Raw genomic sequence first — 18054 nt, 5'->3', positions numbered from 1 at the left:
ATATGCTTCAGCACAGAGGATATTTACGTGCGTGAAAGGCTTCTTTATACAGCATGCAATTCAGTATATTAGCATAAAATGGATTGCAGAAGCTGCAGGTCGGCCTACTTCATAGGGGTTGCTATATGACTGCTTCGAATAACGAAAAGAGTAAAACTTCTCACTCTTGTGTGACGTTGAGAAATCCGCAATTTGGCTTCGTCAAAGTTGGTGTTTTGGTGGCAATTGCTGTCGCTACGGGTATTGCGGCTTACTTACTACCAATGAATGAAAGCAAATTGGAAAATCAACAAGCCTCTCGTTCCCAACGTCCCGTTGCCCAAGAACCTTATCCTCCCGCCGCCTCTCAATCTGACCAATACCTCACATCTCCGTCTTTAATTCCTTATGAAGAGAGTCTTATCGGGCAGGGGGTTGAGTATCCAGTCGACCCAGAAAAGCCTTGGTTTCAAGCTTCATTAAGAATGCACCCTTACAGTGAATATTGGCTCAAGCAAGTTAACGCACATATTGCGCAAGAGCGCACGCCTGGTTGGCTAAAGTTTGAAAGCTATCAATTGCAAAAAGGGCAAGACCCGTTAAAACTTCCCACGTTTGATCGTATGGCTGAGTCGGAGCATATTCCCGGCGTTATCACAGTTCGCATTGCTGATGGTGTAGACACATTTACGGCACTTTCTGACATCGGCCTCGAACATAAACAAGCACTCAACCCTGCCTTGCCTGATTCTCGCCTCCATGTTTACTCGTTACCTGAAAGCATGTCGATGCGAGAGGCTGTAGAGGTTGTCAATGCGCATCACAATGTGGCGTATGCCGAGCCTGACTACAAAATTGAATGGGCATTAGCACCGAACGAATCTAACAGTGGCATTAGCAGTGGAAACGCTTGGTGGCTAAACCAAATTAATGCGTATGAAGCGTGGGATACTATTACTGACGCGTCGGCCATTGGGCCAATTGCGGTCTATGACCAAGGTATTCTTCGCAGCCACGAGGACTTGCAGGGAAACTTTTGGATAAACCCAGATGAGATTGCCGGAAATGGCGTGGATGATGATAACAACGGCATTGTCGATGACATAAATGGTCGTACCAATCAGGTTTTTGGTGGTCACGGTACACCTGTTGCGGGCACCATTTGTGGTCGTGGTGATAATGGCATCGGCTACGTAGGTAGCGCGTGGCGGTGTCAGCTAATGGATACTGGCGGGCCGTTAAGCTTCTCGGCTGCAGTGTCTGACGCCATGGCATCATTGTTATATGCGACAAACAAAGGCTCTCGCCTATCAAACCATAGCTGGGGGATCAGAAACGATTACTCCCAAGCGTTTAAGGATGTGATCACGCAAATCGCTGGCGATGATCACTTGATGGTCATCGCTTCACACAATTTCAATTCAAATATTGATGCATCACCGGTATATCCCGCTTCTTACGATAACGAAAACATTCTGAGTATCGCTGCATCCAATCAAAGTGAAGGGCGTATTAGTTATTCGAACTACGGTCGTACGAGCGTAGATATTGCTGCACCGACAGAATTTAACACCGCCAACTCGTCTGGGAGTTATTCAGGTTTTAGCGGTACATCTCAAGCAACGCCAGTCGTGACAGGTATCGTGGGATTGGCGTGGTCAATGGATCCCTCAATGACCTACCGCGATATTAAGCGACTGGTTTTAGATACGGCACGTCCCGTTGCAGCATGGCAGGGCTTGACGGTATCTGAAGGTATCATCGACATGGAAAGGCTGGTGGAGTCTGTGATTGTCGATACTGATGGTGATGGGATTCTCGACGATGTTGATACTGATGATGACAACGATGGTGTGTTAGACGTCGATGACGCATTCCCTAAAGATCCTGAAGAGTCGGTGGACACCGACGGGGATGGTATTGGCAATAACGCTGACCGTGATGATGATGGCGACGGCGTGAATGATGAGGATGATTGGGCTCCCCTTGATCCAAACGAACAATACGACACTGACGGGGACGGTGTTGGCAACTCACAAGATACAGACGATGACAACGATGGCGTGTCTGACGAAAACGATGCATTCCCGCTTGATCCAGAAGAAACGACGGATTCAGACAATGACGGTGTCGGTGACAACAGTGACGTATTCCCGAACGATCCAAATGAAACGACAGACTCTGATGGCGATGGCGTCGGCGATAACGGAGACGTAGACCGTGACAATGATGGTCTGAGCGATACGCTGGAATCGCGTGTTCAGGCAGACATCGTTGACTGGCCACTATTAACGGGAAATGCGGCGTTTAACGAAGGTGCGTTAACGGCAAATGGCGGAAGCTGGGGATATCAGGCTAATTCCGCTCGTTTCTCTAATTACGGCTTTACCGACAATTATCGTTTCCAGTTCAAAGTAGAAGCGACAGGCACCTACAACATGATTGGCTTGGGCTCGGTAGAGAGCTCGGCGAGTTATACGGACATCGATTTCGCATTCTATCTCGTTAACTCAACACTTTACGCTTATGAAAGTGGCGCATCGCGAGGAAGCCTCGGCGCAGTTTCTGTTGGGGACACGCTAGCGATTGAAGTGAAAGCGGGTGTGGTCAGCTACCTGAGAAATGACAATGTTATCCGTACCGTTAATCTTGGTGGCGAAGTGCCAGATTATTACGTTGATTCTAGTTTCTACAGTGGTGCTATCAGATTGTCAGAGCTTCAGTTGGTGCCTATCGAAGGTGCCGGCATTTCTGCCGATGCAGACAACGACGGGTATGCCAATGACGTAGATCTCGACAGTGACAATGACACGATTCCAGATGTTATTGAGGCTGGATTGGCAGATGAAGATGGAAACCTGACGGTAGACAGTATCAACCTCCAAGGTTCTGTGGATCCTGCTCCGGACTCAGACAATGATGGAATCCCAGATTACCTCGACCTTGAAAGCCAGAATGCGGCAAATGATGGAACTGCGTTTGATATGCATGGATACCATTTTGCAGCCTTCGATACTAACGGCGACGGCATGCTGAACCTTCAAGATGGTGAAGGCGGCGGGGACGTCAATAAAAATGGTGTGGATGACCGCGCTGAAGACTCCGACGGCGACGGGATCTCCAACCCGAATGATGAGGATGACGATAACGACGGCACACTCGATATTTATGATGCCTTCCCATTCGACCCGAATGAAGACACGGATACCGATGGCGACGGCGTGGGTGACAACGGCGATGCCTTCCCAACAGATGCAACCGAGACCAAGGACTCAGACGGCGACGGTGTGGGTGATAACGCGGATGCCTTCCCTGAAGATGCCTCTGAGACCAAAGACACGGACGGTGACGGCGTCGGCGATAACGCAGATGCCTTCCCTGAAGATGCCTCAGAAACCCATGACGCAGACAATGATGGCATTGGTGACAATGCCGACATCGACCGCGATAACGATGGGCTGTCTGATGAACTTGAGCTTCGTACCGAAGCGGAGATCGTCGACTGGCCGACCCTTTACGGTGCGAGCTTCTCAAACGGTGAACTCTCTGCTAACGGCGGTTCATGGGGTTATCAAGCCAACTCAGCCCGTTTCTCTGAGTACGGCTACAGCGACAATTACCGCCTGAACTTCACCGTGGCATCGCTGGGTGCGAACAACATGTTCGGCTTGGGTAACGTTGAAGGTGGGGCGTACTATTCAGACGTTGATTACGCCTTCTACATCGTGAATTCCTATCTCTACCTCTACGAGAGCGGTTCCTACATCACCAACTTTGGCAGTGGCAGTGTGGCTGTCGGCGATGTGCTGTCGATTGAAGTAAACAACGGCTCCATTACCTATCGCAGAAACGACGATGTACTGCGTGAAACCACCTACAGCGGTGACACGCCAGACTTCTACGTCGACTCAAGCTTCTACAACGGGGCTATACGCCTCACTGATATCAAACTGACTCCAGCGTCAGGTTCAGGTTTTGCGGTGGATGCAGACGGTGACGGTGTTGCTAACGATCTGGATTTGGACTCGGATAACGACACCATCCCAGACGTGGTGGAAGCAGGTTTGACGGATGCGGATGGCGACCTGATGGTTGATCAGAACAACCTGCAAGGTACGGTGAATCCAGCACCTGACTCTGATAACGATGGTATTCCGGATTACCTTGACCTCGAAAGTAATAACCCAGAGAACGACGGTACCGCTTTCGACATGCACGGCTATGACTTCGCCGCGTTTGATACCAATGGCGACGGCATGCTTACGCAGCAAGACGGCGAGGGCGGCGCAGACGTTAACGGCAATGGTGTCGATGATCGCGCCGAAGACTCCGATGGTGACGGTATCTCCAACCCAAATGACGAAGATGACGATAACGACGGCACCTTAGATATCTACGATGCCTTCCCGTTTGATCCGAATGAAGATACCGACACGGACGGTGATGGTGTCGGCGACAATGGCGATGCTTTCCCAACAGATGCCACCGAGACCAAAGACACGGATGGTGACGGTGTGGGCGATAATGCCGATGCCTTCCCAGAGGATGACTCAGAAACCAAAGACACCGATGGTGATGGCGTCGGCGATAACGCAGACGCTTTCCCAGACGATGCGAGCGAGACCAATGACGCAGACAACGACGGCATCGGTGACAACGCCGACATAGACCGCGATAACGATGGGCTGTCTGATGAACTTGAGCTGCGCACTGAAGCGGAAATCGTCGACTGGCCAACCCTTTACGGTGCAAGCTTCTCGAACGGTGAACTCTCTGCGAATGGCGGTTCTTGGCGTTATCAAGCCAACTCTGCGCGTTTCTCCAATTACGGTTACAGCGACAGCTATCGCCTGAACTTTACGGTTGCGTCGTTGGGATCCTACAACATGTTCGGATTGGGCAATGCGGAAAGCAGTGCTTCCTACAGTGACATTGATTATGCCTTCTACCTGTCTGGCAGCTACCTATACATTTATGAAAGTGGCAGCTATATCGGTGGATACAATTCTGTTTCGGCAAGCGATACATTATCGATTGAAGTAAATAATGGCACCATTCGTTATTTCTATAACGACAGTGAGATCCGCAGTGTTAATTACAGTGGTGATACGCCGGACTTCTATGTCGATACCAGCTTCTACAGCGGTGCGATCCGTCTGACGGACATCAAACTGACTCCAGCGTCTGGCTCAGGTTTTGCGGTGGATGCAGACGGTGATGGTGTCGCGAACGACCTGGATTTGGATTCAGATAACGACACCATCCCAGATGTGGTGGAAGCCGGCCTGACAGATGCAGACGGCGACCTGATGGTTGATCAGAACAACCTACAAGGCACAGTGAACCCCGCACCGGACTCTGATAACGATGGTATTCCAGATTACCTCGACCTTGAAAGCCAGAATGCGGCAAATGATGGAACTGCGTTTGATATGCATGGATACCATTTTGCAGCCTTCGATACTAACGGCGACGGCATGCTGAACCTTCAAGATGGTGAAGGCGGCGGGGACGTCAATAAAAATGGTGTGGATGACCGCGCTGAAGACTCCGACGGCGACGGGATCTCCAACCCGAATGACGAGGATGACGATAACGACGACACCTTAGATATCTACGATGCCTTCCCGTTTGATCCGAATGAAGATACCGACACGGACGGCGATGGTGTCGGCGACAACGGCGATGCCTTCCCAACAGATGCCACCGAGACCAAAGACACGGATGGCGACGGTGTGGGGGATAATGCCGATGCCTTCCCGAACGATGCGTCAGAGTCTAAAGACACCGATGGTGACGGCGTTGGCGACAACGCAGACGCCTTCCCAGACGATGCGAGCGAGACCAATGACGCAGACAACGACGGCATCGGTGACAACGCCGACATCGACCGCGATAACGATGGGCTGTCTGATGAACTAGAGCTTCGCACCGAAGCAGAGATCGTCGACTGGCCGACCCTGTATGGTGCAAGCTTCTCGAACGGTGAACTCTCTGCGAACGGCGGTTCATGGGGTTATCAAGCCAACTCAGCGCGTTTCTCTGAGTACGGCTACAGCGACAATTACCGCCTGAACTTTACCGTAGCGTCACTGGGTGCGAACAACATGTTCGGGCTAGGTAACGTTGAAGGTGGGGCGTACTACTCGGATGTGGACTACGCCTTCTACATCGTTAATTCCTATCTCTACCTCTACGAAAGCGGTTCGTATATCACCAACTTCGGGAGTGGCAGCGTGAAGGTAGGCGATGTGCTGTCGATTGAAGTGAATAACGGCTCCATTACCTATCGCAGAAATGACGATGTACTGCGTGAAACTACCTACAGCGGTGACACGCCAGACTTCTACGTCGACTCAAGCTTCTACAACGGCGCGATCCGTCTTACTGATATCAAGCTGACACCGGCCTCTGGTTCTGGTTTAGCGGTGGATGCAGATGGTGACGGTGTCGCTAACGATCTGGATTTGGACTCGGATAACGACACCATCCCAGATGTGGTGGAAGCAGGCCTGACGGATGCGGACGGCGACCTGATGGTTGATCAAAACAACCTGCAAGGTACGGTGAATCCAGCACCAGATTCAGATAACGATGGTATTCCCGATTACCTTGACCTCGAAAGTAATAACCCAGAGAACGACGGTACGGCGTTTGATATGCATGGCTACGACTTCGCGGCGTTTGATACCAATGGCGACGGCAAGCTCACGCAGCAAGACGGCGAGGGTGGCGCAGACATCAACGGAAACGGTGTTGATGACCGCGCCGAAGATTCGGATGGTGATGGTATCTCCAACCCGAATGACGAGGATGACGATAACGACGGCACGCTCGATATCTACGATGCCTTCCCGTTTGATCCGAATGAAGATGCGGACACCGATGGCGATGGTGTCGGCGACAACGGCGATGCCTTCCCAACAGATGCAACCGAGACCAAAGACACAGACGGTGACGGTGTGGGCGATAATGCCGATGCCTTCCCAGAAGATGCGTCAGAGACTAAAGACTCGGACGGTGACGGTATAGGCGACAATGCAGATGCCTTCCCGAATGATGCGAACGAGACGGCTGACGCGGATAATGACGGTATTGGTGACAATGCCGACATAGACCGCGATAACGATGGCTTGTCTGATGAACTTGAGCTGCGCACTGAAGCGGAGATCGTCGACTGGCCAACATTGTATGGTGCAAGCTTCTCGAACGGTGAACTCTCTGCAAACGGCGGTTCATGGGGTTATCAAGCCAACTCAGCCCGTTTCTCTGAGTACGGCTACAGCGACAATTATCGCTTGAACTTTACCGTGACATCGCTGGGTGCGAACAACATGTTCGGGCTAGGTAACGTTGAAGGTGGCGCGTACTATTCAGATGTGGATTACGCCTTCTACATCGTTAATTCCTACCTGTATCTCTACGAAAGCGGTGCGTATATCACCAACTTCGGCAGTGGCAGCGTGAAGGTAGGCGACAAACTGTCGATTGAAGTGAATAACGGCACCATTACCTATCGAAGGAATGACGACGTGCTGCGTGAAACCACCTACAGCGGTGACACGCCAGACTTCTACGTGGATTCAAGCTTCTATAACGGGGCTATACGCCTGACCGACATCAAACTGACTCCAGCGTCTGGCTCAGGTTTTGCGGTGGATGCAGACGGTGATGGTTTCGCTAACGACCTCGATTTGGACAGCGACAACGATACGATCCCAGATGTAGTGGAAGCGGGCCTAACGGACAGAGATGGTGACCTGATGGTCGATTATATCTTCCAGCAGGGCATTGTCAGTCCAGCTCCTGATAGCGACAGTGACGGTATTCCAGATTACCTCGACCTTGAGAGTCACAACGCCGAGAACGACGGAACGGATTATGACATGCACCGATTCATCTACGCGTCTTATGACACCAACGCTGATGGCATGCTGAACCTCCAAGACGGAGAAGGGGGAGTCGATTCGAACGGAAACGGTGTCGATGATCGCGCTGAGGATGCAGATAGAGACGGAGTGCTTAATGGAAATGACGACGACGATGACAACGATGGCACTCGTGATCTAGATGATGCGTTGCCGTTTAACCCAGATGAAACCCGTGACTCAGACGATGATGGAGTCGGCGATAATGCGGACGCATTCCCCAACAATGCGGATGAGACGCAAGACACTGATTTAGATGGTGTAGGCAATAATGCCGATTTGGATAGAGACAATGATGGCATCAGTAATCTCGTCGAAACGCATGCCGATGTCTCCATAACGCGCTGGCCAGTTCTTGTTGGCAATGCAGGATATGCAGACGGCAAGCTAAGTGCAAATGGCGGGTCTTGGTCTCATCAGGCCAACTCGGACCGCTTCTCTACGTTTGGCTTCCGACGTAACTACCAATTCAGTTTTGTTCTCAGCAAGTTGGGGACTTACAACATGGTTGGTTTGGGAGACCAAGAAATCGGGGCGTCTTATACCGATATAGATTTTGCGTTCTATTTCGCGGGTACAACGCTTTATATATACGAAAGCGGGTCGTATCGTGGGTCGTTTGGGCGTGTAGCTGTTGGTGATAAGTATGCCATTGAAGTCAGTGACAATGCTGTACGCTACCTAAGAAATGGCGAAGTGGTTAGAGAGGTTAACATTGCCTCTACCGAAGTCGACTATTACGTCGATAGCAGTTTCTACAGTGGCGTGTTTGAAATCGCCAATATCACCTTGAGTCGTTTAGGTACGACTACGTTAAACGATGATATGGACGGTGATGGCATTACCAATGACATCGATCTGGACAGCGATAATGATGCGATTCCTGATTTGATCGAAGTAGGCTTACCCGATGCAAACGGCGACCTCAAAGTAGACACCGCTGATCTTGAAGGCAGTGTATTTGCACCGCAAGATTCAGATAACGATGGTATCCCTGACTATTTGGATTTGGAAAGCCTGAATCCTGCAAACGATGGGACGGCATTTGATATCTATAATAGTGGATATTCGTTCTTCGACGGTAACGGTGATGGCATGTTAAACAGCCAAGATGATTTTGGTGGTCAAGACAATAATCACAATGGCATGGCGGATATTGCTGAACAACCAGGTTCTTGATTAGAAAACCGTCGTTAACTAAATACAATGGTTAACTAAAGTTCATCGCTTACAAAGAGGGGAAATGAGAAGCACTCATTTCCCCTCTTTTTTCATTTGAATCTCAATTGAAACGGCATTTTGATTTCTTCGGTGATCTAAATCTCATTAGTTGTTTTTCGTTGTTGTCGGAATTCGACATTTATATATATTTCATGTGTCGAATAACAACGAGAAAGTGATATGGACAATCTGTCACTCACCATTAGCAAAGAGCAAAACCCTGATACCCAAATGCTTTCAGAGCTTCCACTGATTGAGGTGTTATCCCTTTTAAATCAGAATGATGCAGAAGTTCCGAAGGCCATCAAACATGAGCTGTTTGAAATTGAAAAAGTGGTCGAATTGATCACCCAACAGATTCGCTGCGGCGGGCGCCTTTTTTATGTTGGCGCAGGCACAAGTGGCCGACTCGGCGTGCTTGATTCGGCGGAATGTCCGCCGACATTTGGCACGGATCCTTCGTTGGTACAGTCAATTATTGCTGGCGGTCAGCAAGCCATGTTGCAAGCGGTAGAAAACATTGAAGACTGCGTGGAATCAGCACCTAAAGAGCTGAAACTGCGTGGGTTGAGCAGTAATGACGTCGTTATCGGCATTGCTGCGAGTGGTAGAACACCGTTTGTGATTTCTGGCTTAGAATATGCGCGCGATATTGGTGCGAAAACGGTAGCCATTTCTACACGCGGACGTGGTTTGGTTTGCGAGTCTGCAGATCTCTCGATTTGTCCCGACGTAGGGCCGGAAGTTCTCGCGGGTTCAACCCGAATGAAAAGCGGTTCCGCACAGAAGATGTTGTTAGGCATGATAAGCACGGCCGTGATGATTCAATTGGGTAAAGTTCACGGCAACCTAATGATTGATGTGAAACCGACCAACGAAAAGCTGCGAGTTCGTGCTCAAAACATGGTCATGCAGATTTGTGATGTAAAAGAAGCAGTGGCAATCAAATTGCTGGAAAACGTGGGTTACAACGTTCGCGCAGCAGTCCTTTTTTATTCCCTTGATATTTCCGCTAGCGAAGCAAAAGAGATCGCATCTCAACCTTACCGTTCGCTCAATGAGCAATTAGACCAAGGAAAGTAGTATGGCTAACAAGATAGAACATCTGGAAATCATTGCCGATGGCATTGAGCAATACATCGGTGGCTTTGGAAATGTGGCAACATTAACAAACTGTATGACACGAGTGCGTGTTGTATTGAAAGACCGCTCAATGTTTAACGCCGATGCGCTAAAGAAAATTGAAGGCGTTAAAGGTGTGGTTGATGCAGGCGAGCAATTTCAAATTATTGTTGGCATGGGAACCGCTGCCAAAGTAGCGGGTGTATTGACGAAGCGCCTAAATAAAACGGGTTCAACCTCGTCTGTAGCCGACGCAGAAAAACAACCAATGACGGTTAGAAAAGCCCTGAACACGCTGGCAGCTATTTTTGTTCCGACAATTCCTGCGTTAATTGGCTGTGGCTTGGTGCTTGGTCTGGTGAATATCTTTAAGTTGGTATCACCAGAATTTGTTACCGCACATGCCAATATTTTCGAATTGTTCAATGTGGTAGGGCGTGCCGTCTTTGCCGTCCTATCAATCATGATTGGCATGAACACAGCGAAAGAGCTTCAGGCTTCTCCAGCGATTGGTGCCGTCATGGCCGCGATCTTGGCGAGCCCTGCATTGGCGAACATTGAACTCTTCGGCAATAAAATGGTGCCAGCGGGCGGCGGCATGTTTGCTGTGTTGTTGGTGTGTATCTTCTCTTCGAAGTTTGAGCTGTGGTTCCGCAGCCGTTGTAAAGAAAGTCTTGACCTCATTTTGACGCCAACAGTAACGATCATCGTGTCGTCCGCCGTTGCTTTAATGGTACTGCAGCCAATCGCGCATGCAGTCAATATGTGGCTTGGCAGCATGGTATCAGTCGCATTGCTAAACGATTCAGCAGGCTCAGTTGCCGTTGGTGGTGTGCTAGGTGGTGGCTTCTTGTTCCTGCTGCTTACTGGCTTGCACCAAGGCCTTATTCCTATTCATGCGCAAATTCTTGAAACGTTTGGTTTGAACTACCTTTTCCCAATTCTTGCGATGGGTGGTATGGGACAAGTAGGCGCGGCAGCTTATGTCTACTTGAAAACCAAAAATGAGCGCTTGAAGAAGACCATCACAGGTGCATTACCTGTCGGTATTCTAGGGGTCGGTGAACCGCTGCTATTTGGTGTGTCTCTGCCACTTGGTAAGACATTTATTGCGGGTTGTATTGGTGGATTTGCAGGTGGTGCGGTGATGGCAGCCTTCAAAGTTGGTATCATCATCCCATTCGGTACGGCAGGTCTGTCTTTGATCCCACTTGTGGGTGAGGGACAAATAATTCACTTTATGATTGCGGTACTTAGCGCATGGGTAGTAGGTTTCATTGCATCCATCGTTCTTGGTTTTGCAGAGCCAAAAGAGTAAAAACGCGTTAATGCCATTGTGTGAAATGGCAACGACATGAAACGGAGCCGAGCCTGTCTCGGCTTCTATACCCAAACAACGCGATATTACGTTGTTTGGGTATAGAAAAAAGATCAATAGGAAGCGAATGAATACCCTCGTAAACAAAGTAAAAGCCTTGCTGCATTCAAAGAATGCAAACGAGCAAAAGATTTCTCAGTTCATTGTGGATGTGGCATTTGATTTAGCCGATCAAAGTGCAACAAAAGTCGGTGCGCAACTGGGTATCAGTGATTCATCAATCATTCGCTATGCAAAAAGTTTGGGCTGCTCGGGCTTCCCTGATTTAAAACTGAAATTAGCAGCTTCAGCGCAGCAGTTAGCCTCAGAGACCACCACGCACACCTTGTACCAAGAAATCTCATCTGATGATTCTACTGCCGCCATTCTCAGCAAATCTAAGCAACTGTTTACCGACAAAATTGAACAGTCTCTGAGCTTGATTGAGCCGGATGTCATCGATCTATGCGCACGGGTGATGCTTTCAAGCGGAAAGATTGTGCTAACGGGGATTGGTGCATCGGCAATCGTCGCGTCGGATATCAACCATAAATTGATCCGCACCGGCCTAAACGTGCATTTTAATTCTGACTACCATTCGCAAATTGTTCAGGCCTCGTTACTGACAGAGAAAGATCTTTTGATCGTGATATCTGCGCGTGGTGAAACGCAAGAAGTGATTACCGCAATAGAAAAGGCAAAAGAGTCTGGGGCAAAGGTCATTGCTTTAACGCGTTTTGGCAAAGGAAAAGTCGCACTCATGTCCGATTACCTCATTCCTTACAGCTACTCTGAAACGCATGAGCAATTAGGGATGGTCACATCTCAACTGTTGCAAATGGTGGCGTTTGACGTTTTGTACTTCAAACTAAATACCCTCATAGATCAGGGCAAAATGTCTAAAGCCCTTCGCTCGATTAGAACCATTCAAAAATAGGTCGCAGAGGATGAAAGTAGGAAAAGAGCCCGATTACCGTTTCTCTTTGGCAAATGAGCGAACGTTTTTGGCGTGGATTAGAACATCTCTAGCTTTTCTAGCAACGGCCATTGGTGTGGACATTTTGTCGGCCCATTTGGGTGAAAACATGCCGCTGTATACGCAATGGCTGCCTGCATTACTCTCTTTGGTCTCTGTGATTACGGGCTGTTGGGCATTTTTCCGGTGGTATCAAAACGAAAGAGCAATGCGCCTTGAAGAGCCTTTTCACTACAGCAAAAGCTTGGTCTTATTAACCGTCATCGTCACCATGGTGGGTTTGATCATTGCGGTACTGTCGATTTGATGTCAAAAGTCGTTGAAAGAGACCCCGGGTTACAAAGAGAGCGGAGCCAACTTGCTTGGACCCGAACAAGCCTTGCGTTAGCAACGGCGGTCATGCTTTTACTAAAACTGAGTGTGTTATCAACGATAGGGATGATAAGCCTGATTGTTGTCTCTTGGATTGCCCTTAACTCGAGCATGATGAGAAAAAACATGATTGCCATTAGTTACAACGTAACCAATAGGCGGGAGCTGATTCGTAAGTTGCTCCTGTCAGGATTCGTTGTTTTGCTGTCAGCGACCGCATTTACTTCGTTTGTTTTTCTGTAATTATGTCGACATGATCGACGAAGATGCAGGCTGTCAACCGACGGTTGTTCTCAATTATGAGTAGGCGTAACTTTACAGACTGCTACATCGTTGCAACACTTGAGTGAGTTGTATGATGTGAAGTAGTTGAGATGGGTGCGTATTATTCTACGTTAAGTGGTTGGATTATCCCCGTAACTCGTGCAATGAAAGCACTGGATATTGACCCTAACGAGACATTGGAAAAATTCAATATTGACCCCGCAGATGTGAACGACCCTGAAGGGCGCATTTGTGTAGTCAGCTTGGGTAATCTGTTTGAGTATTGCAATAAAGTTGTCGATGATCGCGAGTTTAATATTGAAGTCGCGAGGCACTTCCACCCCTCCGCGTTACACGCCCTTGGTTATGCCATACAGTCAGCATTTAGCCTACAAGAAGCCCTAGAGCGCGTATCTAAGTACAAACGCGTTGTATCAAATTGCAGCAATATGGAAACCTACGAAGATGGCGATGAACTGATCGTTGAGTTTGTCGTTTATCGTTATCCTGACAGTGGGAGGCAAGTGCTGTCGCCTGATCTTATAGAGTCTTTTCTTGCGACGCTGGTGCAAGTTGCGAGAGATATGGTCGGTGGAAATTTAGAACCTTTGAAAGTGCAGTTGTCGACACCGTCTCCACGAGAAAACAGTGAAGCCGTTGCGTCGTTCTTCAATTGTCCGGTGCAGTATGGATGCGAACGAAATGCCATCGTGCTCGATTTGGCGGCATGTAAAGAGCGCTGCTTGGGCAATAACCCGGTTATGAACCAAATTCACATGGAAATGTTGAACCAGTTTATGAGCAGGGTTGATAAAACCAATCTCAGTTACCTTATAGAGAACAAGATCATTGAAGAGCTGCCGATGGGCGCGCCATCGCAGTCTGATGTCGCGAAGCATCTAGGGTTTAGCCTTCGAAATTTGCAACGCAAACTCAGCGAGCAAGGCACCTGTTATAAAGACATATTGGATGCCACTCGCAAGCGACTGACTCTCAGTTATATTAAGCAACCTCATCTCAGCATCAGCGAAATAAGTTACCTTGTGGGCTTTTCGAATGTTGCCAATTTTAATCGCGCATTCAAACGCTGGTTGGGAACTGCTCCCGGCGAGTACCGCCAAAGTTATCTTTCAGAAAACACTATCTCCGAGCCTGATCATTCCGCGCAAGCGTCTCGCTGACAATAACAATACCTCTCACGTTACCTCTTATCTTACAGCGTGTTAAACCCACGCTGTTCACGCGTGTCGCTCATTTTCAATGACAAACCTTTGGCATGAATGAACAAAGGGATCCGCCTAGTTTTCGATCATAGTGATGCAACGGATACTTTCTGTCTTTCATTGTTCTGTCAAAAAGAGCGGATGAATTGTTTGGAAAGTCAGAACTTGAGACGAGGATTTTTCAATGACGAATGCTGAACAAATCTCTGAGGTAACGACAATCGGTGAAGGTGCCATGCCGTTTGAGTCGCACCTGCAACATATCTTTCTTCAACAAAAAGCGGCATTTAACGCTAATGCCTATCCAAGTTATGACCAGAGAGTGCGAGATCTTAAATCGTTGAAAAAGGCCATTCTGAGCTCAAAGAAAACCTTGTTGTCGGCATTAGAAAAAGACTTCCACTACCGTAGCCATGACGAAAGCCTGCTCGGAGATATATTTTCGTCCTTATCAAGCATTGATTACACCATTAAGCATCTTCGTCGTTGGATGAAACCCCAAAAGCGTCACGTTGGCGTGGTGTTCCAGCCTGCAGAAGCGAAAGTCATTTATCAACCACGTGGCGTTGTCGGCATCATCTCTCCATGGAATTATCCGGTATTTTTGACCATCGGTCCTCTGGTTGCAGCTATCGCTGCGGGTAACAGGGCAATGATAAAAGTGTCCGAATTCACGCCGCATACCAATGCGGTGTTAACTCACCTGCTTGCTGACGTTTTTGCCGCCGACAAGGTAAGTGTTGTCCAAGGAGAAACTGATATCGCTCAGGCGTTCTCATCTCTGCCTTTTGACCACTTGCTTTTTACTGGCTCGACACAAGTGGGAAGACATGTGATGAAAGCGGCAGCAGAGAACTTAGTGCCCGTCACTTTAGAATTGGGCGGGAAGTCTCCTGTGATTATGGATGATGAAATGCCCGTAGACGACGCTGTATCTCGGTTTATATACGGCAAAACCATGAATGCAGGGCAAACATGTGTTGCCCCTGACTATATTTTTTGCCCAAAGGGAAGGGTAGACGAACTGGTCGGTGCGATAGAGAAGCAATACAACATCATGTATCCCAAACATGAAGGGAGCAGTAAGCGAACCCGTATTATCAATACTCGCCAATATCTGCGCCTTAAAGGCTACATTGATGAAGCAAAATCGTCAGGAGCAAATGTCATTTCACTCGGTGGGTTACCCGCAGATGATGCTACCTGCTTCATGCCGCTTACGCTTGTTACGGATACAGATCCAACAATGCGTGTCATGCGTGAGGAGATCTTTGGCCCAATATTGCCCATTGTCGGCTATGACGAAATCCAAGACGTCATTGATGCAGTCAATGCGGGACCACGGCCACTAGGTCTTTACATCCAGAGCTTTAACAAAGCCTTCCAAGAAAAACTTCTTACACAAACTCATGCGGGTGGTGTGTGCATTAATGATGCTGCATTTCATGTTGTTGTCGATGACTTGCCATTTGGCGGTATTGGTGAATCGGGTATGGGGAGTTACCACGGGATTGAAGGGTTTCGCACATTTTCTCATTCGAAAGCACTATTGAAACGGGGACGGCTCTTTTTCAGTGATATGTTGTTTCCTCCATATGGAAAGAAGATACACGAGTTGTTCTACCGTTTTTTCATTAGCTAGAACAACGGATCTAACGTCGTAATGGAGGACAAAAACGTGAATCAAGAATCAAATCAAGTGAGGGCCTTAAGTCTCGCGAATCTGATAGAAACGGCCTGTGAGCACTACCGAGATAGCACTGCCTTTATATGTGGTGCGGAAACACTGACTTATCGCGATGTGGAAGAAAAGTCTCGTGCCTTAGCCTGCTGGTTTCAGCACAATACGCCGTTGAAACCTGGCGATCGAATCGCCATTCAATTGCCCAATATCCTTGAGTTTCCCATTGCGGCGTTTGCAGCATTAAGGGCTGGGTTAATATTGGTGAATACCAATCCACTGTATACGCAGCGCGAGATGCTCCATCAGTTCCGAGATTCAGGTGTTAAAGCTATCGTTATTTTTTCTCCGTTATCGAAAAAACTGGCTGAAATTATTAACGACACTGACATTGGCGTCGTGGTGCAATCTCATGGCGGAGACATACCTAACATACCGACTCAACGCACGACCATTCAAAAAGACATGGCCAGCATTATTAGTTTGACAAAAGGTATGACCCTGAAGCCAACAGAAGTGAGGCCTGAAGATATATGTATGCTGCAATACACGGGGGGCACAACTGGACTGGCAAAAGGTGCTTGTTTGACTAATCGCTCGGTGATTTTCAACACACTTCAAACCGCAGATAGGTTGGCGGACAATGCTGACCCAGGTAATGAATTGTATGTGTGCCCGTTGCCGCTTTACCATATTTACGCCTTTGCAGTGAACCTTATCCTGTTTTTCTCTCAAGGGAACACCAACATCCTTATTCCAAACCCAAGAGATCTCGATGCGTTTGTCGAACAAATCAAACCGCATCGTTTCACGGGATTTGCGGGTATCAACACCTTGTTTGTAGGGCTTTGTAACCACGAAGGGTTTAAACAATTGGATTTCTCCGAGCTGAAATTAACCCTTTCTGGCGGTACGGCACTGGTGGAAAGTGCACGGTTGGCGTGGAAAGAAGTCACCGGCTGCTCGATCACCGAAGGCTATGGCATGTCTGAAACATCGCCTGTTATCTCGTTAAATCATCCAGGTGAAGAACATTACGGCACCGTGGGGCCGCCACTGAAAGGTACGCAGTTGGAAATATGGGATATCAACAACAGAAAGCTACCAGACGGTCATGTGGGCGAGATTGTCGTGAAAGGTGATTTGGTGATGAAGGGTTACTGGAATAACCCAGAGGAAACCAAACAAGCGATTACATCCGATGGGTATTTTAAAACGGGGGATATGGGCCGAATTCTCGAAGATGGTTGCATTGAAATCGTCGATCGCCTTAAAGATATGGTCATTGTTTCCGGCTTTAACGTCTACCCCAGCGAAGTGGAACATGTTCTTTGTTCACACGGTGATGTCTTAGAAGCAGCCGTGATTGGTGTGCCCGATGACAATACGGGTGAGTCCGTGCGTGCGTATATTACCGCGACACCTGAACTGGACGTGGATGAGTTAAAAGCGTACTGCCGAGAAAACCTCACGCCTTACAAAGTGCCCAAAGAAATTGTAACCGTAACTGAACTGCCGAAAACTGCTGTTGGAAAAATTCTTCGCAAAGACTTGCGAGAAATCGCGGAGAAAATTGCGCCTTAATTCTTTTTTGTCCTAGCCGTTGTTTGTTTGCCCCGAGTCCGTCGGGGCTTTTTTTGTTTGTCATAAATCAGCGTTTTAAGAAGAGAGTGATAGAGGGGGGGGGAACGCATTGCTGACCAAAGTGAGTTATCGTTTCGACCCTCTGAGTGCTCGAATTACCCCATAACGCTTAAATTTCCCTTATGTATTCCGCTGTATAAATACACTGAACAATGTACATAGTAAAAATGCGCCTGTTTTTAGTCAGGGACGCCCGCTTTCTCCCATTCAGGTCACAATCATAGAAGTTAATCCACTGATTTTATGCATCTATATAGTAAATTAGCACAAATGTACGCGGATTAATC

Annotated in this window: 9 protein-coding genes; all 9 read left to right on the top strand. The window is 48.3% G+C overall.

The window, feature by feature from the left end; all coding sequences use genetic code 11:
* Positions 1-125 precede the first annotated feature (125 nt).
* A complete protein-coding gene (locus tag LRP49_RS16595) occupies positions 126-9086 on the top strand; it encodes a S8 family serine peptidase (protein WP_274143430.1) in 8961 nt (2986 codons plus the stop codon).
* A gap of 222 nt (positions 9087-9308) precedes the next feature.
* On the top strand, positions 9309-10211 hold the full coding sequence (gene murQ, locus LRP49_RS16590; protein ID WP_274143429.1) for an N-acetylmuramic acid 6-phosphate etherase: 903 nt from the start codon (positions 9309-9311) through the stop codon (positions 10209-10211).
* Between the two features lies 1 nt (position 10212).
* Complete coding sequence (locus LRP49_RS16585) at positions 10213-11568, top strand: PTS transporter subunit EIIC (RefSeq protein WP_274143428.1); 1356 nt, start codon at positions 10213-10215, stop codon at positions 11566-11568.
* A 127-nt stretch (positions 11569-11695) separates the two neighbouring features.
* Positions 11696-12544 carry a MurR/RpiR family transcriptional regulator gene (locus LRP49_RS16580; protein WP_274143427.1) on the top strand — a complete coding sequence of 283 codons (849 nt, stop codon included), beginning with the start codon at positions 11696-11698 and terminating at the stop codon, positions 12542-12544.
* Positions 12545-12554: 10 nt separating this feature from the next.
* The gene (locus LRP49_RS16575) at positions 12555-12890 is read left to right on the top strand and encodes a YidH family protein (protein ID WP_274143426.1); all 336 of its coding nucleotides are present in this window, start codon (positions 12555-12557) and stop codon (positions 12888-12890) included.
* Positions 12890-13198 (top strand): DUF202 domain-containing protein, encoded by a 309-nt coding sequence (locus tag LRP49_RS16570; RefSeq protein ID WP_274143425.1) that lies wholly within the window; start codon positions 12890-12892, stop codon positions 13196-13198. Before LRP49_RS16575 ends, LRP49_RS16570 begins: the two co-directional genes overlap by 1 nt.
* Before the next feature lie 131 nt (positions 13199-13329).
* The gene (locus LRP49_RS16565; RefSeq protein ID WP_274143424.1) at positions 13330-14400 is read left to right on the top strand and encodes an AraC family transcriptional regulator; all 1071 of its coding nucleotides are present in this window, start codon (positions 13330-13332) and stop codon (positions 14398-14400) included.
* Positions 14401-14626: 226 nt separating this feature from the next.
* Positions 14627-16084: a coniferyl aldehyde dehydrogenase gene (locus tag LRP49_RS16560; RefSeq protein WP_274143423.1), complete on the top strand. Its 1458-nt coding sequence runs from the start codon at positions 14627-14629 to the stop codon at positions 16082-16084.
* Between the two features lie 36 nt (positions 16085-16120).
* Positions 16121-17707 carry an AMP-binding protein gene (locus tag LRP49_RS16555; protein ID WP_274143422.1) on the top strand — a complete coding sequence of 529 codons (1587 nt, stop codon included), beginning with the start codon at positions 16121-16123 and terminating at the stop codon, positions 17705-17707.
* The last annotated feature ends 347 nt before the right edge of the window (positions 17708-18054 follow it).

The organism is Enterovibrio qingdaonensis (assembly GCF_028683135.1).
Taxonomy (GTDB): domain Bacteria; phylum Pseudomonadota; class Gammaproteobacteria; order Enterobacterales; family Vibrionaceae; genus Enterovibrio; species Enterovibrio qingdaonensis.
Note: the sequence above shows the minus strand (reverse complement) of the source record. Positions and strands in the feature narration are given on the sequence as shown.